Raw genomic sequence first — 22,593 nt, 5'->3', positions numbered from 1 at the left:
TATCCATTTACATGACCTCATCACCTTTAATATGATAAAATGCGCTTATATTACTTGAACTGTGAGCTGAAGAAAATGAATGAAAGTCAAAAATATGCAATCGTTGACATTGAAACGACCGGTCATTCACCTGCAAGCGGTGATCGCATGATTCAAATTGCCATCGTCATTATGCAAGACTGGAACATTACAAAAAAATATTCAACTTTTATACATCCCGGGAAACCGATACCGTTGTTTATACAAGATTTGACGAATATTACGGATGAGCATGTCAAGGAGGCATTACCATTTGAAGCACATGCGGATTATATTTATGAACTATTGGAGGATGCTGTATTTGTAGCGCATAATACGGATTTTGACTTATCATTTTTGCAGGCAGAATTTAATCGGGCCGGCTTACCGAAATGGTACGGGAAAAAAATCGATACGGTTGAACTGTCGAAAATTCTTTTTCCAATGTCCTTAAGCTATAAATTGGCTGATTTAGCGAGTGATTTGAATATTCCTCTACAAAGTGCTCACCGCGCTGATGATGATGCACTTGCTACAGCCTATTTACTGAAGTATTGCTGGCATGAACTTTTAACATTGCCATTAGTTACATTGGAACAGCTGCATAAACGCTCGTTTCGTTTAAAAACAAATTTGGCACAGCTATTTTTTGATGCGCTTGTGATAAAGCGTAGTAAAACGTTAACAGATGATGCGCATGTTTATTTTAATAAAATTGCGATTCGTAAAATGGCACCGACCCCAAAAGGATATGACGACGAGTTGGAATATCCTCAATCAACAGATGAAAAATTAGCCCTATTATTAAAGGGGATTTCCAATTTCGAAGTGCGTCCGCAGCAATTTCAGATGATGGATAGTATTTGGAAGACACTTAATAATAAAGCCGAACATGTCATTGAAGCTTCGACAGGTATTGGGAAAACGTTAGGTTACTTAGTACCAGCCATCTATTATGCCAAGAAAACGAAGCAAAAAATTGGAATCAGCACATATACATCACATTTGCTAGATCAGCTTCTGCAAAATGAAATTCCCGTATTGGAGCAAGCACTTGACCAGCCAATTAAAATTGCACTCTTAAAAGGGATGGGCAATTATATCGATATAGAGAAGTTCGAGAAGCAATTGAAAACACCCGATGATTCATACGATCAAACGTTTACGCTATTACAAACACTTATTTGGCTTGCCAAAACAGAAACAGGTGATTTAAATGAGTTAAACGTTTCAGGTGGCGGACAGCTTCTGCTCGATAAAATACGTAAAACTACATTACCGAAAACGACGATGCCGCTTTACGACTTTTATTCCCGTGCGATTCAAAATAGTCGCCAAGCCGATATTATAATAACGAACCATGCCATGCTATTAAGTGATTTAGTCCGCAATGAGCAGATTTTCGATTCTTTAGGTGGCTGGATTATTGATGAGGCCCACCAATTTATCCAGGCAGCAATCAATCAAGATGAAAAAATATTTACGTACATGAATTGGAAATATTTATTTGGACAAATTGGAATAAATGAAGATGAACAGCTATTTTATAAAATTCGCCGTGTCGCATTAAAAAAACAATTGCTGAATATTCAAACGCTCGACCAGCTGGAGAAGCGATACATCCATATGGTTCAGACATTTGATACGGCGATGGCAGCATTAATTCGTGAAGTCAAGGTAGTTGTCGGCAGACAGTTTAAGCCGCTTCAAAAAATCGAACTATTTATCAGCGATCTGCAATTGCCGCACGAAGTCTTTTTGAAAGTATCTTTAACCGTGCAACGGTGGATTGATGATGCAAGGGCACTTATACAGCAATTTAGTTCGGGAGTAGACGAGATGGCACCCGAGCATGAGTATTTAATTGAACAATGGCAGTATATTATTGGGGAACTTATGATAAAAATGTCAGAGTGGGATGAAGTGTTTCTTCAAAACGATTCAAATTATTCATGTTGGCTTGAGCTGGATAGACGAAGTGTCCCAGGAAGCATACAGCTTTATAAGAAGCCAATCGATGTTACAGCAACGATTGGGAAGCTTTTTGATCCAATTCGCAGCAAAAGCGCGATTATTTGGACATCTGGAACATTGACTGTACCAAGCAATGAACGGTTCATTACAAATCAACTTGGAATCGATTCTTCTATTTCCATAGAAAAATTACATGCAGATTCGAGCTACTATGATGGGGCCGAAGTATATATTGTAAATGACATGCCAGATATTCAAGCGGTTTCCCAATCCGACTATATCGAGGAGGTAGCGCATGCAGTGACAAATGCTGTGCGGATGACAGATGGCAGATGCTTCGTATTATTTACGTCGCAGGACATGTTGCGGAAAACGGTTGACCTTATTCATGAAAGTGAATTATTGAATGATTATATGATTTTTGCTCAAGGTGTCACATCAGGCAGCCGGATGCGCTTATTAAAATCGTTCCAAAAATTTAATCATTCCGTATTATTCGGGACGAATAGCTTTTGGGAAGGTGTAGATGTTCCAGGTGATGGGCTGGCTGCGGTAATTGTCGTACGACTGCCTTTTTCTTCACCGGAAGACCCTTCATTTAAGGCGCGTGCAAATTATATTACACAGCAAGGACGTAATTCGTTTACTGAACTTGCACTACCGGAAGCTATTATTCGATTCAAGCAAGGATTTGGCCGCTTAATACGTTCAAGCCATGACAAAGGGGTATTTATTGTTTTAGATCGCCGTATAGAAACAAAATCATACGGACAGCAATTTATCGAGTCATTACCGCCGGTTTCTATACAAAAACTGCCACTTCACAGTATGGTACAAAGCTTGGGAAATTGGTATAATGAAAAACGATGAGGAAGGAAAGCAGGTCGACAATCATGAAACAAAATTTTAAACGACGTACAAGTAAATATAATGTACGAACAAAGAAATCGAATTCCAAGGTGCAGTCATGAAAAACTGGATTTTATTTTCGGTTGTCTTTATTTTATCGTTGTCACTTGTCATTACAGTGTTCGTATTTTGGAAAGCCAATGCTCCGTTCAATGAAATTAAAGAAAAAGCGGAAAGTTTTGTGCTGGATACGAAAGCACTTGCTGTTGTTGAGAATTCCTATGTATACAATGGGAATAAGCCCTATGTCACTGTATTTGGAGTGGATGAGTATGGGAAGGAAAAAGCAGTATTCGTCCCGATGAGTTTAGAAGAGAATTCAATGCAAGAAGTATTTTTAGCGGATGGTATTACAGAAGAACAGGCAATGTCTGTCTTTAAAAATGATACAGATGCAAAAGAAATTCTTCATATGAAGTTAGGATTTGAGGAGCCGGGTCCAGTTTGGGAAATAACATACAAAAGTGAATCTGGCACCTTAAATTATGTTTATCTTCTGTTTGAAGACGGACAATGGTGGAAGCGCATATTGAATTTGTAGAGGAGAGAGCAACATGAAACAATTGTTAGCAAATCGTGTAAAAACTTTAACACCATCAACAACTTTGGCCATTACAGCTAAAGCGAAGGAGTTAAAAGAGCAAGGGATTGATGTCATCGGTTTAGGAGCGGGGGAGCCTGACTTTAATACACCGGAAAATATTTTAATTGCTGCTAAACAATCGATGGATGCAGGATATACAAAGTATACGCCAGCTGGAGGCTTACCGGCATTAAAAAAGGCAATCATCGATAAACTGGCACGCGACAACAGCCTTACATATAAAGCTAATGAAATTATTGTTGGTGTTGGAGCTAAACACGTTCTGTATACATTGTTCCAAGTTATATTGAATGAAGGGGATGAAGTAATCATACCAATCCCTTATTGGGTTTCCTATCCGGAACAAGTGAAGCTGGCTGGTGGTGTTCCTGTTTATGTAGAAGGAACTCAGGAGCAAAGCTATAAAATTACAGCACAGCAATTGCGTGATGCTATTACAGAAAAAACAAAAGCGGTCATAATTAATTCACCATCAAATCCTTCTGGCATGATCTATACGAAGGAAGAGTTGGCAGAGCTTGCGAAAGTAGCGGAAGAAAAAGATATTTTAATCGTTTCAGATGAAATTTATGAAAAGCTTGTTTACAATGGAATAGAGCATTATTCGATTGCACAAATTTCGGATGCCATTAAGGCACGTACAATTGTTGTGAATGGTGTGGCAAAATCACATTCTATGACAGGCTGGCGAATTGGTTATGCAGCAGGTGATGCGTCTATTATTAAGGCGATGACCGACTTAGCTTCCCATTCAACTTCAAATGCAACGACAACAGCCCAATATGCAACAATTGAAGCATACAACGGATCCCAAGAAACAGTAGAAGAGATGAGACAAGCTTTTGAATCACGTTTACAAGTGATATTCCCAAAAATTGCAGCAATTCCTGGAGTAAAAGTATTAAAGCCACAAGGGGCATTTTACTTATTACCTGATGTTTCGGAAACAGCAGAAAAAACAGGCTATGCATCTGTGGACGATTTTGTATCGGCACTATTAACTGAAGCAAATGTTGCAGTTATTCCAGGTTCAGGCTTTGGATCACCTGCGACAATACGTCTATCTTACGCAACATCTTTAGAATTATTAGAAGAAGCAGTTCGTCGAATCGAAGCCTTTGTAAAAGCAAAGTGGCAAGATTAAAAACAGCTGTAGCTTAACTTTTGGAGGACTTTATGAAGAAAATCATGATTAAAGATATGCCAAATAATATTGGCGAAACAGTAAAAATCGGTGCTTGGCTAGCAAACAAACGTTCAAGCGGTAAATTAGCTTTCTTACAATTACGTGATGGCTCAGGCTTTGCACAAGGGGTTGTCGTGAAAGCGGAAGTTGGCGAAGAACTATTCGCAGTAGCGAAGGGTATGACACAAGAAACATCACTGTACATTATTGGTGAAGTTAAGGCAGATGAACGTTCATCTTTCGGTGCAGAATTGAATGTTACAGGTATTGAAGTTATTAGTGCAGCAAATGACTATCCGATTACACCAAAAGAGCACGGAACGGAATTTTTAATGGACAACCGTCACTTATGGTTACGTTCTCGTAAGCAGCATGCCATTATGAAAGTACGTAATGAAATTATTCGTGCAACATATGAATTCTTTAATGAAAATGGCTTTACAAAAATGGATCCGCCAATTTTAACTGGTTCTTCACCAGAAGGAACGTCAGAGCTGTTCCATACGAAATATTTCGATGAAGATGCATTCCTATCTCAATCAGGTCAGCTTTATATGGAAGCTGCTGCAATGGCATTAGGAAAAGTATTCTCGTTCGGTCCGACATTCCGTGCAGAAAAGTCAAAAACACGTCGTCACTTAATCGAGTTCTGGATGATTGAGCCTGAAATGGCATTTGTTGAGCATGATGAAAGTTTGGAAGTACAAGAGCAATACGTGTCACATATCGTACAATCTGTTCTGAAAAACTGTAAGCTTGATTTAGAGCGTCTAGGACGTGATACTTCGAAATTGGAAAATGTGAAAGCGCCATTCCCACGTATTTCATATGACGAAGCAATTGAGTTTTTACATGAGCAAGGCTTTGATGATATTCAGTGGGGTGATGATTTCGGTGCACCACACGAAACAGCAATTGCCAACCATTTTGACAAACCAGTATTTATCACTTGCTACCCAATCGGTATTAAACCATTCTACATGCAGCCACACCCAGAACGTGATGATGTCGTATTATGTGCAGACTTAATCGCTCCTGAAGGCTATGGTGAAATTATCGGTGGTTCTGAACGTATTTACGATTATGAGTTAATGAAATCCCGTTTGGAAGAACATAACTTATCATTGGATGCGTATGCATGGTATTTAGATTTATGTAAACAAGGTGCAGTACCTCACTCAGGCTTCGGCTTAGGTTTAGAGCGTACAGTAGCATGGATTTCCGGAACTGAACATATCCGTGAAGCGATTCCATTCCCACGTTTATTAAACCGTTTATATCCATAAACAATTTATATCTTATCTATGAGAAAGCGTCCGGAATATAACCGGGCGTTTTGTCGTTACGAGCGAACAAAGGGGGATTCAAACAATGGCAACAAATTTTAATCGAATCCGCGTTTGGACGGAGCAATTACAAGTTACTATTCCACAATTATTTTTTAAACATTATAGCGAGTTGAACATCCAAGATGATGAAGCATTGATTGTTCTACATTTACTAAGCTTTGAACAAGAGGGAATCGATTTTCCGACGCCAAATGATTTAATGCAAAGGACCAATTTTCAGTTAACGGCCATTTCCCAAATTTTGCAGCGCCTAATGCAAAAAGGCTGTGTCGAAATTTCCCAAAGTACGGATGAATCCGGACGAATTACTGAAAAATATTCCATCTATCCATTATGGGAGCGGCTATTGGATTTACTGCAATCTAAAGAGCAACAACAGCATACAACTGCCAATAAATTGGACGAGGCGAAAATTTTCCAGTTGTTTGAGCAGGAGTTGGGTCGTTTACTTTCACCGATGGAAATTGAAACGATCGGTATGTGGATGGACTTAGACCAACACAGTCCGGAAATTATTAAAGCAGCTTTAAAGGAAGCGGTACTCGCAGATAAAGTTAATTTGCGTTATATTGATCGTATTTTAATCGAATGGAAAAAGCGTAATATAAAGACGCTAGCACAAATTGAAAAGCATAGTGAGCAATACCGTAAAAATACGATGCAACCATCATCTACCCAGGCGTTAAAACAACAGGAAACTCAGCAATCGAAAAAAGTCTCATTTTATAATTGGTTAGAGGAGCGAGAATAGGAGGGCGCTTAATTTACTATGTTAACAAAAGTGAAATGGAATCACTTCTTAGACGAGATGGACCGAATGTATCCAGATGCACATTGTGAATTAGTGCATGACAATCCATTTGAGCTGACAATCGCTACATTATTATCTGCGCAATGTACCGATGTGCTCGTCAATAAAGTGACGAAACAATTATTTCAAAAATATAAAACACCTCAAGATTATTTAAATGTCCCATTAGAGGAACTTCAAAATGATATTCGCTCGATCGGACTATATCGAAATAAAGCAAAGAATATTCAATTGTTGTGTGCACGTCTTTTAAATGAATACGGTGGTGAAGTGCCCGCAACGCGTGAAGAGCTAGTTACATTGCCTGGTGTCGGACGTAAAACGGCAAATGTTGTGTTATCCGTTGCATTTGATATTCCCGCATTGGCAGTTGATACACATGTAGAGCGAGTTTCTAAACGATTAGGTCTTTGTCGTTGGAAAGACAGCGTGCTGGAAGTTGAAGAAATGATAATGAAAAAAACACCGATGGACCGATGGAGCCGCGCTCATCATCAAATCATATTCTTTGGACGCTATCATTGTAAAGCGCAAAATCCGGGCTGTGGGACATGTCCACTGCTGGATGATTGTCGTGAAGGACAAAAGCGTTTGAAAAAAGGCTTGGTGAAGGCATGATATTAGTGAATCCAGAAGCTATTTCAAAAGAAATAGTCGATCGCTGGTATGAAGAGTGGGAAGTAATACGTGAAGATATTCATAAAGCCCATGAACGTCGTGATGGATCGGCTATACAATTTATGCAAAAAGGGATAGAACTTTTTGAAGGATTTCTTATGACTAGTTCAATAACGGAAGATACAGTATTCTCGCAGCAAAATGTGTATGAGCTTATGCCGATTAATGGCATGGAACGCCTCCAGTTTGTTAAAATGCGTCCTGGTCAATATGCATGCTATAGACAGCTGGATGAGCTTTTTAAAGAAACGAAAAAGCGCTGTGCCCGACTAAGACTGAAAAAATAAACATAATATCTCGAAATAAAGAGCTACCTATTATTATGAAATAATGGGTAGCTCTTTACAGACTGTAGACAAACTCGAAGAAATTCGGGTTTGCCTACAGTCTTTTTTATTAAATAAAGTTAACTAATCAAAACCGTTGATTTCCATTCCAGGACCGATGCTTTCCCCGGGCACGGCTCCAGCTAACTAAATTGTGCCTACAACGGTAGGCACAATTTAGTGGATCTTCCGCGCGTGCGATTCCCGGTGGAGTCACGGTCCCTCCACTCCAATCAACTTATTTATCGTTTTAAATAAAGTGAGATACGATATCTACGATGACTAGTAAACAATTTAAATCAATGAACATGGACAACTTATTCCTGCTAAGCATCTAGTAAAAATTTATAATAAAAAGACAAAAGGTCTCTCGAGACCTTTTGTCGACAATTTGAAAAGAGGCTGGGACATAAGTAGAAATTTCTTTGTATAAGGGAAAGACTCTTATTAAGAAATTGATATTATATGAATTGATTGGAGTGAAGGGGCGACTCCTGGGGGAACAGCGAAATTTATTTTGCGACGAGTAACCGCAGGAGCACCGACGCCTGAGACTACAGGCTCAGGCCGTGCCCCCGGAAAGCGTCCCCGTAACGGAAATCAATTCTGGTAGAAGCAGAAAAACATCTATTTTTTCTTTGAAAAAATAGATGTTTTTCGTTTTGTCCCAGGCTCTTTAAATTTGTTTAAATTGTATTATTTAATCGTCATCTGAATCTTCAGGATTCGTTTCGCCACCGCCTGGTTGAGGAGGGGTAGGTTGATTTGGTGGTGATGTTTCAGGATTTGGGGACTCTGGCTCTACTGTATTGCCGTTTCCATTCCCATTCCCGTTATTTCCATTCCCATTGCCTGGATTCTGATTGCCGTTGTTGTTTCCATTCCCATTGTTTGGTTGTGAAGGGTTTTCAGGGCTACCTGGATTTTCCACTTCATCATTTGGCTCCTCAGGCTCTTCTGGCTCTGGGGATCCCGGGACGAATAATGTTACAGCAGCAGGTTCACTCCGTAGATCACCGGAAATGGCTGTGACTGTAAATAGATATTCTTTTCCAGGCTCAATATTTGGTACTTGTATAGAAGTTGCGCCTGAAACTGATAGAACAGTTGCAGAACCGCCATCTACTGCCATTGATACTTCATATGTGACTGGATCTTGCGCATCCCCATCTTCAGCATTTTGTGATGGGTGTGACCAAGTTACATCAGCAAGCTGAGCCATTTCATTAAATGTCGCCTGTAAGCCAGTTGGTGCTTCCAATGTTTGAGGGACAAATTCCTCTGTATATTCAGTAGGCTCTGTTCCTTTAACAAATAACTCTGTAGTACGCTGATTTGCAGGTGTATATTCATTGGCCAGCTTTAATGGGTTGGACCCAATTACTATCGAAGCCGACACAACAGAATTTGGCTGTTTAAATGTTGATGATGGATTATGCTGATTTAAATCAGTCATGATTGATTTAAACAAAGTTTGTGGCAACCAGCGCTCTTCCCATGTCGTAATAGCATCTTTACGTTTTGAATAACCGCCCCAAATGGCGATTGAATAGTTTGTTGTATAGCCGGCAAACCATGTATCCGGTACGGAACTGCTTTTCAGATTATAATCTTTAAATTCATCTGAAGAATAGTTTGTCGTACCTGTTTTACCTGCGATATCAACACCGGAAACCATAGCGCGTGGAGCAGATGCGTTCTTTTTATTACTCACTACATCACGTAAAATATCCGTTACCATATAAGCTGTATAGTCACTCATAGCAGGTTTAGATTCAGGCTTATATGATTTTGATGTTTTACCATCACGGAATACAATTTTATTAATAGAGTGTGCATCGTTATAAATACCGTTATTGCCAAATGCTGCGTAGGAAGCAGCCAGTTGAATCGGCGAAATATTTACACGTCCACCGCCAATTGCCTCTGATTCCGTCAATCCTTTTGACTGAATACCTAAATTTGATAAAAATTGCTGTGCACGTTCTGGACCGACTTCACGGAATGTTTTTACAGCTGGGATATTTCGTGAAGTATAAAGAGCTTGACGTACAGTCATTGTCCCTAAATATTTCCCGTCCCAGTTTCCAATGACTTGTTTTGAACCACTATAAGTCATTTCTTCATCGACCGTTGTTTGACCTGTCGACCATTTTAAATATTCAAAAGCTGGACCATAATCGATTAAAGGTTTTAATGTCGAACCGGGCTGACGATCTGTTAAATCATCTGCGTAGTTAAAGTTAAATCCTGTATAATGACGACCTCCACCGATCGCGCGAACTTCACCTGTTTGTGTATCAATAACTGCAACGCCCGCCTCGATTTCTTCAGTAGGGAAGTTACTGTCATTGTTCATTAAATCCTCTACAATGGCTTGTGCTTTTGGGTCTAGTGTTGTATATACTTTAATTCCTTCTGAAAGCAGTTCACCATCGCCGTTTTTTTCTATTTCTGACATAACCACATCTAAAAAGGCAGGATATTTTGTTGTGCTGTTTGCGACACGATCTTCCTCAGGAATTAAACCGCCTGTTACAGGAGCAGCTATTGCTTCCTGCGCCTCTGCTTCGGAAATTTTACCGTGCTGGACCATTAGTGATAGCACGATATTACGGCGTTTTTTAGCACGGTCCGGCTTTTTGTAAGGGTTGAAATTGTTCGGGCTTTGCGGCATACCTGCTAATTGAGCAGTTTCTGCTAACGTCAATTCACTTAATTCTTTTCCGTAAAATTCTTTAGCTGCTGTACCGAAACCATGAATTCTGCCGGACATTAGTACTTTATTAAAGTACATTTCAAAAATTTCTTCTTTACTATATTTACGCTCTAATTGAATCGCAAGCCAAGCTTCCTGTGCTTTACGTTCTAGCTTTTTCTCATTTGTAAAGAAGGAGTTTTTAACAACTTGCTGTGTAATCGTACTGGCACCCTGAGCCCCGAATCCGTCCCGGACGTTGGCAATGACAGCACCACCTAAACGCCAGAAGTCGATTCCGAAGTGTTCAAAGAATCGTGCATCTTCTGTTGCGATAATCGCATCAATCATTTGCTGAGGAATATCTTCGTATTTTACAAAATTCCGTTTTTCTGCTCCTATTGTAGCGAATAATTCACCATTTACATCGTAAAATTCAGATGAAATAGGATCTTTCAGTAATTCTTCGTCTAATTCAGGTGCCTTACTTACATAATAGCCAAATAGTGCGGCACCGCTTAAAAAGCCTAAAGCACCGATTAGAACGATTGCCATTACAATACGCTTAACCCAGTTGCCAGCCGATGTTTTTGATTTTGATTTTTTTGATCTGTTATTTTTTTGACGTTCGCGTTTAATTTCCTCGCGCGTTTTTCTTTTTTCCGTCACGTTAGTTCTCCTCACTTTCACAAACATTCCCGTTTGCGATTAACTTTTTAACCGCATCTAAATAATCGAGCCTTGGTAAATAGCCTTCGTTAATTTCGATAGCCTGTTGCTCGAAAACGGTTAATGGTATTGATTTTCTGCCACCCTCATGCATTTTTTTAAATACATTGGCTACAACATTATAAGGCATGACAAAATTCCGATTTAATGAACTAAACCGTATGATGAAAAATGCAATTCCTCGTTGATTTGTCACCGATTCCATATGAGTCATTTGGTGAGGGTGGATGTTTTTTAATGGGAAGGATGTTTTATTATCAGTTTCCTTTGCTTCAAAGTCGATATAATAACCATTCCAGACGCCATTATAATCCGTTGTGGAAGGGGTACGGAAGTAAGCTTCTTTAATAACCGCAGCACTTCTTGCCGGATAATCTACTTTGACGATTTGAATCGGAACAGGTTTCTTGTGTATATTTGCCATTTTCCTTTGTAAATAAAACATGTTTGTTTCATTTAGGTCATCTTCTAAGCTTTTTCCACGGTTACTGTAGGAAACGGCCCTTTTTTTTGTTTCTTTGGCAACCGTTGATTGTTCAGTAGTGTCTTGTGTACTTTCCAACTTAGGTGCACTTTGATAGAGTTTTCCATTTGGATAACGAATGACCATGGAATCACCTTCTTTCCTAGCAGAAATAATACTTTAATAGTGTATCATAAACAGTGTACTCGTTAATAATTTTAAAAAAAACTATGCAAATTATAACATCTTTTGCCGAATAAACACTATTTTTGCCACATGACAAGGATTCTACAAAAAAAGCAAGAATCATTGTGAAAAGGGGGCATTATATGTCGAAATTATCACGCTTAATAGAACAAGTTGAAATGGCAGAAACGTTATTAACATTGCAAATGGAACGGGAACAATTAAGGTTGAAGATCGATCACTTAACAAATTTAATTTCGGTTTCTCAAAAAGTTAGCTTAGCAGAAATCAAGAGTCAAGTAAAGAATACGTGTTCGCATATAAGTAGTACAATCGATGAGAATTTGATACACTAAACGATAATACAGACGAAATCATTTGAGGTGCTTTTTATGCGATTATTAGAAGAAACTTATACATTAATAGATGAATGTGAAGCGTGTTTACAACGTTTCCAGGAAATGCGGCGTTTGGACATGGAGCCTGACTTCTTTAATGACGTCAAACCCCATGTCGATATCGTCCATACACGTATTCAGGAATGGCAACAACTTGCAGCACATTGGATAAAAAGCACGTATCCTAAAAATTTATATGTACAGCAAATTGACCACGCAGCAGATGCGATGGAGCAATTTGTTGTACAGTCTTTTTATAAAGGGACTAGTAAAAAACGCTTTATCCAGTCAATCCAATCTGCACAATATACATTAAAGCTTCTCGTTTCCAAGATTGAGGAAGGTGAAGACGATGTTCAGTAAGAAAAAAACGATTACTCAGCTTGTTGAGGAATGGCAATATGATGAGGAAATGAAACAAAATATTGTCGCAATGCATACAATTGAAGAAAAACAAGCTCAGTATGCGGAATTTCCATCAAACTTACATCCGTCAATCGTAAAGGCTCTGCATGGACGTGGCATTCATCAGCTTTATTTACATCAACGCCAGGCTTTTGATTATGCCGAACAGCAAAAGAATTTTACTGCTATTACACCAACCGCTTCAGGGAAGTCATACTGTTATCATTTACCTGTTCTCCAGAAGATTTTGGAAGATCCATCGAGCCGAGCGATTTATTTGTTTCCGACAAAAGCGCTTGCCCAGGATCAAAAATCGGATTTAAATGAACTGATTGAATTAATGGAAGAAGATATATTAAGTTACACATACGATGGAGATACTGCACCCGGTATACGACAAAAAATAAGAAAAGCCGGGCATATTGTGATGACCAATCCAGATATGCTGCATTCGGGTATTTTACCGCATCATACGAAATGGGTTTCGCTTTTTGAAAACTTAAAGTACATTGTTATTGATGAATTACATACGTACAAAGGCGTTTTCGGTTCACATGTTGCACACGTTATAAGAAGGCTTTTGCGTATTTGCGAATTTTATGGAAGTAAGCCGATTTTTATTTGTACAAGTGCGACAATAAAAAACCCGAAAGAGCTTGCAGAAAGTTTGACTAATAGTGAGCATGAACTTATAGAGAAATCAGGAGCACCTGTAGGAAAGAAAACTTTTATTTTTTATAATCCACCAATCGTACACCCGACATTTGGAGTTAGACGTAGCGCGGTGTTGGAGGTACGTGACATTTCCAAGCGTTTGTTTGAAGCAGGTATTCAAACGATTATATTCGCCAAATCAAGAGTTCGTGTTGAAATGCTTGTAACCTATTTAAAATCGCTAACATCGAAAAAAATAATGGACGAGTCCATTCAAGGATACCGTGGGGGCTATTTACCGAGTGAGCGACGTGAAATAGAAAAAGGTTTGCGATCCGGTTCGATTCAAATGGTTGTCAGCACTAATGCACTTGAGCTTGGTGTAGATATAGGTCAATTGCAAGCTTGCATAATGACAGGATACCCGGGCAACATTGCCAGTGCATGGCAGCAAGCAGGACGTGCAGGGAGACGTCAAGATGAGGCCCTTATTGTCTATGTCGCCCAATCTACAGCATTGGATCAATATGTCGTACAAAATCCTAGCTATTTACTCGGGAGTTCCCCTGAAGAAGCGCGTATTAATCCGGAGAACATTCTAATTTTGATGGAGCATTTGAAATGTGCTGCATTTGAACTTCCTTTTACAATGGATGATAGTTATGGAGAATTTGAAATACAGGAACTACTTGCCTATTTAGAAGACGAAGGTGTGCTCGTGCGTACAAGTACGAAATGGCATTGGATGAGTGACCGCTTTCCTGCCCATGAAATATCATTACGCTCAGCGGCACAGGAAAATGTCGTTATCATTGATATTTCTACACCTGCAAATACAAAGGTCATCGGAGAAATGGATACGTATAGTGCAATGACACTTTTGCACGAAGAAGCGATTTATATACATCAAGGGATTCAGTTCCAAGTCGAAAAATTGGATTGGGAAGAGAAAAAAGCATTTGTGCGTGAAGTGGATGTCGATTACTTTACCGATGCTAATTTAGCTGTGGAGTTAAAAGTATTAAGTGAAGATAAATCGGCACCTTTTAAAAACGCTACTGTAAGCTTTGGTGATGTCAGCATTTTAGCGATTCCAACCATCTTCAAAAAAATTCGATTTAATACACATGATAATATCGGCTCAGGTCCGATATCGATTCCACCAATGGAAATGCATACAAATGCAACATGGATGAGCTTTGAATTGCCTTATAATTGGACTGAGGAGCAGTTAACGGATGCTCTAACAGGCGCTGCCTATGCGATGGGGAGTTTTATCCCGCTCTTCATTCATTGTGACCGATCAGATGTATCGGTTGTCCCTCAAGTAAAGGCAGTACACAATGAAAAGCCGACTTTGTTTATTTATGATAGCTATCCAGGGGGTATCGGTTTAAGTGAACGTGTTTATGATATATTGCTTTCCTTACTTGAACGAACTGCTCAACATGTGACGAACTGTCCATGTCAGCAAGGTTGTCCATCGTGTATCGGAGCACAAGATAGTCTAGGAGAAAGCAAAAAACAAGTTTTAAAAGTTTTGGATATTTTAATAAGTGAAATGATGTGATGACATGTCGTATGAAAATAAGCTCCTACAAATGAAAAAGCTGCTTAGTAAAAATACAGGACAAAAACAAGAAAAGCCTACCTTCATAAAACCGGACCCACCATTTTATAGTGAACAATGGCAGCAGGCCGGACTTCAGTTGGTTGAAAATGAATTTGGTATGTTGTTTAAAAGAGAAGTACACTATCCCCTTGATTATAAGCACGGGGATTATAGACTTGGCGAACTTTTTAAAGCACTAAAACGGTGGAAATATGAAGCTGATGATCATCCTTTTGCGATTGATGAGCAGGAGACGATCGTGTTTTTCGATACGGAAACGACTGGTCTTAAAGGGGCTGGGACGCATATCTTTTTATTAGGTTTTCTACAATTTGATGAAGAGGAGGAACAATTTACTCTTACTCAATACGTATTGTCTGACCCATCAAACGAAGTAGCTTTTCTATTTGAATCAAAATTATGGCAGAAAAATATGACGGTTGTATCCTATAATGGGAAAAGTTTTGATTGGCCACAGTTACAAGTACGCTGGACGTTAAATAAACAGCATTTGCCACCGTTAAAAATGCAGCGTCAGATTGACCTATTGCATAGTACGAAGCGACTTTGGAAAGATGACTTAGCGCGAATGAAGCTCACACAAGTAGAGCAGGATAAGCTTGGATTTTACCGCAAAGGAGATATTCCTGGTCATTTAGCGCCGATCATTTATTTTGATGCGATAAAAAGCGGCAATGCCGAAACATTAATGAAAGTTCTGTTGCATAATGAATGGGATTTACTTTCTCTTATTACTTTGTACATTCATTCTACTAATTTGTTGTTTGATGCGATTTCGACCGAATCTGCTACTACGTATACGAACATCGGAAAGTGGTTTGGCGACTTAAAAAAACGACAAACAAGTGCGGAAATATTGCAGGCAGTAACAAAACACTTCAATACCGAAGAAACAGGCTATGCCCATTATTATTTAGCTTATGAATTAAAACGAGTTGGGGAAATTAATTTAGCAATTGAATCTTTCCACTCGGCATTGCCGACAATTCCCCGTGAAAAAAAGCTGCAGGCATATGAGCAGTTGGCAATTTTGTATGAACATCAGCTAAAAGATTATGAACAAGCAATGCTATTTTCGGAAAAAGGGCTTGAATTGTTACAGCAAATTTCATTCCGAAAAGAAACACAGCTCTTAAACAAACAGAGAAATTGGCAAAAAAGACTCGGCCGATTAGACAATAAAATGAACAAAAATAATTTGAACAAAAGCTGAAAAATTTTCATTTTGTTTAACACATGTATTCGTAAGAAGCGTCTGACCTATGCTATAATAAGTTAAAGAAGTTGCGTGACGGAAGGACGATGAATTAAATGGATATTAAATTAACAGCTGACTATATATTAGAAAAAGAATTCAAAAAAAGCATGAAAGGCTATAATGTTGACGAGGTAGATCAATTTTTAGATTTGATTCGTGAAGATTATGATTCATTTACAGCTAAAATCGCTTCATTAACAGAGGAAAATGAGCGTTTGAAGCAGGAGTTAACTAACTCTACACGTAAATCATCGGTTGTTGCACCACCGCCTACTGCGAATAGTACAAATTTCGATATTTTAAAACGCCTTTCTAATTTGGAAAAGCATGTTTTTGGAAGCAAACTATACGAATAGTTAAACTATTTATAGCGATATTGTAATTTTTAAAAGTATCAAGTATAATTTATGAATACATCAATATTCGAGTAATCGCTGCGATTTCGTATCGTAGAGGAAAGTCCATGCTCACACGGTGCTGAGATGCCCGTAGTGTTCGTGCTTACTGAAAAAATAAGGTAAGGCAAGAGAGCTTCTCTTGACGGCGGAAGGAACTCCTAAGTCTTTTAGATATGGACGAAACTTCCTGAAAGTGCCACAGTGACGGAGCTTATAGTGAAAGCTATAAGGTGGAACGAGGTAAACCCCATGAGTGAGAAACCCAAATTATGGTAGGGGCACTCTCCAGAAGGAATTGAACGGATGGAGGGACGGTTATTTTGGCCGTAGATAGATGATTACTACCTAGTCGTACGAGGCGAAAGCTGTTTGAGTACTTAGGAACAAAACATGGCTTATTGATTATTGATGCTTTTCTTAAACATGTAATAAGGCTCTCCATTTCTTTTGGAGAGCCTTTCTTAGTAGATAAAATCAGTAAAATTGGCAAAATGAAGATTCAACACCAAAAGTTAGAAGTTAATACTTCAAACTTAGTACATACATTAAATTCTATACAGGATAAATGAATTATTGTTCTATAAGGAAATAAGGGTGAGTTGTATTGAACGAATCAAATAAACCAAATGTACAAGAGCTATTCTTGTCTCATTTTTCAAAAGAATTAATCGAAAAGGTTTTTGAAAATATTGCTGAAGGTATTATGATTACAGATAAATATAAAAAGATTTTATCAATTAATGCTGCGTTCGAATTTGTAACAGGCTATAAATTAGAAGAAGTACAAGGGGAAAAACCTTCTATTTTACAATCCGGCGTACATGATAGAATTTTTTATATCGATATGTGGAATCAGCTTGAGAGAGATGGCATTTGGCAAGGTGAAATTTGGAACAGACGCAAAACGGGTGAATTATACCCTGAATGGCTGACAATAATAGAGATAAAAGATAAATTCGGTGAAGTTACAAATTACTGCGGTATTTTTACGGATTTATCGGAGCGGAAAATCGTTGAAGATGAGCTTGAAAAAAGAGCATTGCATGATTCATTGACAGAGGTATGTAATCGTTTTGCCTTTATCGAACGAATGAAAGTTCTGTTGGAAATGTCAGCAAAAAAAGTACAACCGATTCAGCATGCAGTACTTTTTATGGATTTGGATCGCTTCAAGCAAGTTAATGACACACTTGGACATGCTATAGGAGATCAGCTGTTAGTAGAAGTATCGAAGCGTGTAAATAGCTTGCTTAAAAACAAAGATATTTTAGCTCGTTTTGGCGGCGATGAGTTTGTCATTACATTGGCCAACATTCAACATCCGAGAGAAGCGGCGAAATTTGCTGAACAGGTAATACGGGCTTTTGAAATACCGATTAAAATTCACGATCAGGATATCTATGTCTCAACAAGTATGGGAATTAGTATCTATCCTGAGGATGGTGAGACAACTGAACAACTTTTAAATCGTGCTGATCGTGCGATGTCTTACTCAAAAGAAAATGGACGAAATTGTTTCTCCTTTTACTTTGAAGAATTACAAACCGATTCAAATCGATTATTGTTGTTGGATAGTGAATTACGTAAAGCGATTGAGAATCGGGAATTTACACTAGCCTATCAACCGAAGATCAATACCGTAACAAATGATATTGTCGGAATAGAAGCGCTAGTGCGCTGGAACAGTGAAAAGCTCGGCTTCGTTTCACCTGCAGAATTTATTGAACATGCCGAGGAGTCAGGCTTAATCATTCCTTTAAGTGAAATTATTTTTGACCTGGCATGTGAAGGGAATCAAAAATTAGTTGCGGCAGGGTATCCTAGAATTCCTATTGCAATTAATGTATCGAGCATCCATTTCCAGCAGCAGAGCTTTTTAGAGTCGGTACAGACAATTTTAGAAAGAAATAATACATCTGCTCAATGCTTCGAAATCGAAGTGACTGAGCGAACAGTTATGAATAGTGCACAGGAGACGGTTAGTAAATTAGTCAAGCTGAAACAATTAGGGTTTAAGCTATCAATTGACGATTTTGGGACAGGCTATTCTTCATTAAGTTATTTAGTGCGTTTCCCGTTAGATGTTTTAAAAATCGATCGCAGCTTCATTCAGCATATTTGCTCACTAGATGACAAACAAGCTATTGTCGATGCAATTATTCAAATGGCACACCGCCTGCAAATGAAAGTTGTTGCAGAAGGGGTTGAAACGAGCCAACAGGTTGAGTTATTAAAGTCGATGGGCTGTGATTTTATTCAAGGGTATTACTACAGCAGACCATTGCCAATGGAAGAATTAATTGACTTCATTCATTTTTGGGAAGTCGAGCATCAAGGAAGGATTTAAAAGCATGACAAAATTTAAATTAGTAGCAACAGCAGCGATGGGCTTAGAAGCAATCGTCGCAGAAGAAGTACGTGAATTAGGATATGAAACACAAGTAGAGAACGGAAAAGTGTATTTTGAAGGAGACGAGATGGCGATTGCACGCACGAATTTATGGTTGCGTGTAGCAGATCGTGTGAAAATCGTCGTTGCACAATTTCCTGCCAGAACATTCGACCAATTATTTGAAGGGGTAAAATCGGTTCAGTGGGAAAAATATTTACCAGTGGATGCAAGTTTCCCAGTTTCAGGTAAGTCAGTAAAGTCGACGTTGTTTAGTGTACCTGACTGTCAGGCCATTACGAAAAAAGCAATTGTAGAACGTCTAAAATTAGCCTACAAGCGATTAGGATTTTTAGATGAATCGGGACCAACATTCAAAATTGAAATATCGATTTTAAAAGATGTGGCAACATTAACAATAGATACATCTGGTGTCGGTTTGCATAAACGTGGATACAGAACGACGCAAGGGGAAGCGCCTTTAAAAGAGACGCTTGCAGCAGCATTGGTGAAAATTTCGAAATGGTCGCCAAGTCGTCCGTTTGTAGACCCATTCTGTGGTTCAGGAACAATTGCTCTGGAAGCAGCAATGATTGGTCAAAATATTGCACCAGGCTATAATAGAGAATTTATTTCGGAGTCTTGGCCATGGATGAAACAGGATATTTGGGATAAGGCCCGTGATGAGGCGGATAATTTAGCGAATTATGATCAGGAACTTAATATTATCGGTACGGATATCGATCATAAAATGGTAGCGATTGCTCAGGAAAACGCTCTTGAAGCAGGCTTTGGCGATTTGTTGACTTTCAAACAAATGCAGGCAACGGATTTTACTACGAGGCTAACGGATGGGGTTATCGTAACGAATCCACCTTATGGAGAACGTATTGGTGAAGTGGAAGAAATCGAGAAAATGCTCCGCCAATTTGGTCAAGTAATGCAAAATTATCCAACATGGTCAGTTTATATGCTGTCATCAATGGAAGAATTTGAAGTGCATTACGGTAAAAAGGCAACGAAAAAGCGTAAGTTGTTTAACGGATTTATTCGTACAGATCTGTATCAATATTGGGGTCAAAAATCTAAACGTGAAAATTAATATGAAAACTACATTGGTGCCTAAACTAATGTAGTTTTTTGTTGCATATTAGTATTTTTTTTATGTATTTAGATGTATAATGATGAGTAAAGTTTTTTTTGTTGACTATAATTATAAAGAGTGTTTTTGCGGAAGGAATGGGTGATCATTCCTTCCGCTTCATATTGAGGGGGAACATCCATTTGAGAAAATCTTTACCTTTTGAACTATCAAGAGAAAAAACTTTCTTTGATTCGTTAGGTGATTGGCTCGGTGACGTATTATATGATGAGCTACCAGAACGAGGCTTTGAATGCCGTGACGAACAAATATTTATGGCTTACCAAATAGAACAAGCATTAAAAGAAAAGAACGTATTATTTGCTGAAGCAGGTGTAGGGACAGGGAAGACAATTGCCTATTTATTACCTGCTGTCTCATACGCACGCTATACAGGGAAACCAGCTTTAATCGCCTGTGCAGATGAAACATTAATCGATCAGCTAGTAAAAGAAGGCGGCGATATTCATAAACTTCGCGATGTTTTGGAGCTTGAAATTGATGTCCGTCTTGCAAAATCACGCGATCAGTATTTATGTTTAAAGCGTTTTGAAGAAGCGGAAAAAAATGAAACAGAAGACTGGATTGATGATATCGCTTTTTCAATTCCGGATGGTGTGTATGCACAAGGAAGTATGATTGCAGTACAGCCTTATGGAGAGCGTTCGGATTACCCGTTAGTGACGGACGAAGATTGGCAAAAAGTGAATTACAATTCTATTATGCAATGTGCTGTTTGTGATTTACGCAATCGTTGCGGTCAAACATTGCACCGTGCCCATTACCGTAAATCGACAGACCTAATTATTTGTTCCCAAGATTTTTTAATGGAACATTTAGCGACGAAGGAGTCCCGTGAACGTGAAGGGCAACTTCCTTTATTACCGGAAGTGTCGATGATGGTACTTGATGAAGGACATTTACTGGAATATGCTGCTCAAAAAGCATTAACATATAAAGTTCAAGCTTATACAATTGTAGAATTACTAGAGCGCTTAATGGTAGATGGTGTGCGTGAGCGTACATTATATGCGATGGAGCATTTACAGGACCATCACGAGCTGTTTTTTGACCAATTGCGTGAGGATGTAATTAAGTCAGAGGAAGACAGAAAACGGATAGTTAAATCAGAGCGCCTAATTCAATTTGGTGAGCGTGTTATAGCAGATGTTGACCAACTGCTTGAAGAGTTAGTATTTGAATCAGAGCTTTACATGATTCCAGAATATGAGCTCAACATGGCTGAAGAATTTTTAGAGCATTATGTAGCAGCGATTCGCATTTTTGTTGCACAGGGTGATGCGGTTGATTGGCTGGAGGATACTGATGGGGAAGAAACGTTAGTAATTATGCCACGCCTTATTACAGATGTTCTATCTGAAACATTATTCTCGAAAAAAATGCCGATTGTATTCTCGTCTGCAACGTTATCAGTGAAAAAGGATTTCAGCTATATTGCAGCGAGTTTAGGAATCGAAAAATATCAGAGCTTTAGTGTACCTTCACCGTTTGATTATGAAGAAGTCATGAAAATTTACTTGCATGAACTTTCTCAAACTGACAAAGTTGCAAAAGTAGAACAGCTTCTTAAAGATGAAAAGCAAACACTAATCCTGTTTAAATCAAAGCAGGCGATGAATCAGTTTAAAGCTAATGTCGGTTTAATGACGCGACTGAATATTGCATTCGAAGGCGACCGTGAGCTATCTGCAATTGTACGTGAATTCCAGAACGGTGAAATTCAGGCATTATGTTCGTATCATTTATGGGAAGGTTTGGATTTACCGGAAGAAGCGTTGACACGCGTTATTATTTTCGATTTACCATTCCCGCCGCATGATCCGTTATTTGATGCGAAACGCTCATTTGCACAAAATGCATTTGAAGAAGTTGAGTTGCCATTCATGCAGCTTCGTCTTCAACAAGGAATGGGCCGTTTAATTCGTACTTCGAATGACCATGGTGATATTCATATTTTATTAAACGATGAAGAAGTTAAAGTGAAATCAGACTTTGTAGACATTTTGGCAGTAGAGCCACAATAATATTTTTAACCCGTTCGAGCATTCGAGCGGGTTTTTTGTATGTGTATTTTCTGGATAGAAATAGACGGAGAAATTCCCCTTATTTTAATTTTAGATTGAAAAACAGCCCAAATAGAGGTAGAAATTCCGCTTATTAAGCTTAAATGTACGTAAAATGATCAAATTTTCATTACATAAACGGAAAATCTCCCCTTATTCTCCTTAAAAGTAGGAGTGATTTTTAAATAAGGGTAAATTTTCCGCTTATTTTTAATTTGAATAACTCCACTTTTCTGGAGCTGTAATAAATTTCAATTTTGTTAAAATAAAGTGAGTCAAAAACAATATCCGTCCGTCTATAT

The 22,593-nt window shown here is 38.6% G+C and carries 17 protein-coding genes and 1 other RNA gene; 16 read left to right on the top strand and 2 right to left on the bottom strand.

The window, feature by feature from the left end; genetic code table 11:
- Positions 1 to 75: 75 nt before the first annotated feature.
- From dinG to H9635_RS00165, 7 genes are all read left to right on the top strand, one after another.
- Entirely contained in the window at positions 76 to 2,862 is a 2,787-nt protein-coding gene (gene dinG / locus H9635_RS00195) for an ATP-dependent DNA helicase DinG (protein ID WP_191698127.1), read from the top strand.
- 97 nt (positions 2,863 to 2,959) lie between these two features.
- Entirely contained in the window at positions 2,960 to 3,442 is a 483-nt protein-coding gene (locus H9635_RS00190) for a cell wall elongation regulator TseB-like domain-containing protein (protein ID WP_191698126.1), read from the top strand.
- A 13-nt stretch (positions 3,443 to 3,455) separates the two neighbouring features.
- A complete protein-coding gene (locus H9635_RS00185; RefSeq protein ID WP_191698125.1) occupies positions 3,456 to 4,649 on the top strand; it encodes a pyridoxal phosphate-dependent aminotransferase in 1,194 nt (397 codons plus the stop codon).
- Positions 4,650 to 4,681: 32 nt separating this feature from the next.
- Positions 4,682 to 5,977 carry an asparagine--tRNA ligase gene (gene asnS / locus H9635_RS00180; protein WP_191698124.1) on the top strand — a complete coding sequence of 432 codons (1,296 nt, stop codon included), beginning with the start codon at positions 4,682 to 4,684 and terminating at the stop codon, positions 5,975 to 5,977.
- 85 nt (positions 5,978 to 6,062) lie between these two features.
- On the top strand, positions 6,063 to 6,791 hold the full coding sequence (locus H9635_RS00175; protein ID WP_191698123.1) for a DnaD domain-containing protein: 729 nt from the start codon (positions 6,063 to 6,065) through the stop codon (positions 6,789 to 6,791).
- Between the two features lie 18 nt (positions 6,792 to 6,809).
- Positions 6,810 to 7,469 (top strand): endonuclease III, encoded by a 660-nt coding sequence (gene nth / locus H9635_RS00170; protein ID WP_191698122.1) that lies wholly within the window; start codon positions 6,810 to 6,812, stop codon positions 7,467 to 7,469.
- Positions 7,466 to 7,816 (top strand): YpoC family protein, encoded by a 351-nt coding sequence (locus tag H9635_RS00165; protein WP_191698121.1) that lies wholly within the window; start codon positions 7,466 to 7,468, stop codon positions 7,814 to 7,816. The genes nth and H9635_RS00165 overlap by 4 nt, the downstream gene beginning before the upstream one ends.
- Before the next feature lie 739 nt (positions 7,817 to 8,555).
- Here H9635_RS00165 and H9635_RS00160 read toward each other — a convergent pair.
- Both H9635_RS00160 and recU read right to left on the bottom strand, forming a co-directional pair.
- Entirely contained in the window at positions 8,556 to 11,222 is a 2,667-nt protein-coding gene (locus H9635_RS00160) for a PBP1A family penicillin-binding protein (protein ID WP_191698120.1), read from the bottom strand.
- 1 nt (position 11,223) lies between these two features.
- Positions 11,224 to 11,892, bottom strand: a complete 669-nt coding sequence (gene recU / locus H9635_RS00155; RefSeq protein WP_191698119.1) for a Holliday junction resolvase RecU — start codon at positions 11,890 to 11,892, stop codon at positions 11,224 to 11,226.
- Between the two features lie 182 nt (positions 11,893 to 12,074).
- Here recU and H9635_RS00150 point away from each other — a divergent pair, with 182 nt between their 5' ends.
- From H9635_RS00150 to H9635_RS00110, 9 genes are all read left to right on the top strand, one after another.
- Positions 12,075 to 12,287, top strand: a complete 213-nt coding sequence (locus H9635_RS00150; protein ID WP_191698118.1) for a molecular chaperone — start codon at positions 12,075 to 12,077, stop codon at positions 12,285 to 12,287.
- A 36-nt stretch (positions 12,288 to 12,323) separates the two neighbouring features.
- Positions 12,324 to 12,692, top strand: coding sequence for a YppE family protein (locus tag H9635_RS00145; protein WP_191698117.1), 369 nt, complete (start codon positions 12,324 to 12,326; stop codon positions 12,690 to 12,692).
- Positions 12,682 to 14,958 (top strand): DEAD/DEAH box helicase, encoded by a 2,277-nt coding sequence (locus H9635_RS00140; RefSeq protein WP_191698116.1) that lies wholly within the window; start codon positions 12,682 to 12,684, stop codon positions 14,956 to 14,958. Before H9635_RS00145 ends, H9635_RS00140 begins: the two co-directional genes overlap by 11 nt.
- Positions 14,959 to 14,989: 31 nt before the next feature.
- A complete protein-coding gene (locus H9635_RS00135; protein WP_225231046.1) occupies positions 14,990 to 16,234 on the top strand; it encodes a ribonuclease H-like domain-containing protein in 1,245 nt (414 codons plus the stop codon).
- Between the two features lie 98 nt (positions 16,235 to 16,332).
- Positions 16,333 to 16,635, top strand: coding sequence for a cell division regulator GpsB (gpsB, locus tag H9635_RS00130; protein ID WP_191698114.1), 303 nt, complete (start codon positions 16,333 to 16,335; stop codon positions 16,633 to 16,635).
- 63 nt (positions 16,636 to 16,698) lie between these two features.
- Positions 16,699 to 17,080: RNase P RNA component class B (gene rnpB / locus H9635_RS00125), an RNA gene on the top strand.
- A 201-nt stretch (positions 17,081 to 17,281) separates the two neighbouring features.
- Positions 17,282 to 19,024: an EAL domain-containing protein gene (locus tag H9635_RS00120; RefSeq protein ID WP_191698113.1), complete on the top strand. Its 1,743-nt coding sequence runs from the start codon at positions 17,282 to 17,284 to the stop codon at positions 19,022 to 19,024.
- Between the two features lie 4 nt (positions 19,025 to 19,028).
- Positions 19,029 to 20,168: a THUMP domain-containing class I SAM-dependent RNA methyltransferase gene (locus H9635_RS00115; protein ID WP_191698112.1), complete on the top strand. Its 1,140-nt coding sequence runs from the start codon at positions 19,029 to 19,031 to the stop codon at positions 20,166 to 20,168.
- Between the two features lie 182 nt (positions 20,169 to 20,350).
- A complete protein-coding gene (locus tag H9635_RS00110; RefSeq protein WP_191698111.1) occupies positions 20,351 to 22,252 on the top strand; it encodes an ATP-dependent DNA helicase in 1,902 nt (633 codons plus the stop codon).
- Positions 22,253 to 22,593 lie beyond the last annotated feature (341 nt).

This window comes from Solibacillus faecavium (assembly GCF_014836905.1).
Lineage (GTDB): Bacteria > Bacillota > Bacilli > Bacillales_A > Planococcaceae > Solibacillus > Solibacillus faecavium.
Note: the sequence above shows the minus strand (reverse complement) of the source record. Positions and strands in the feature narration are given on the sequence as shown.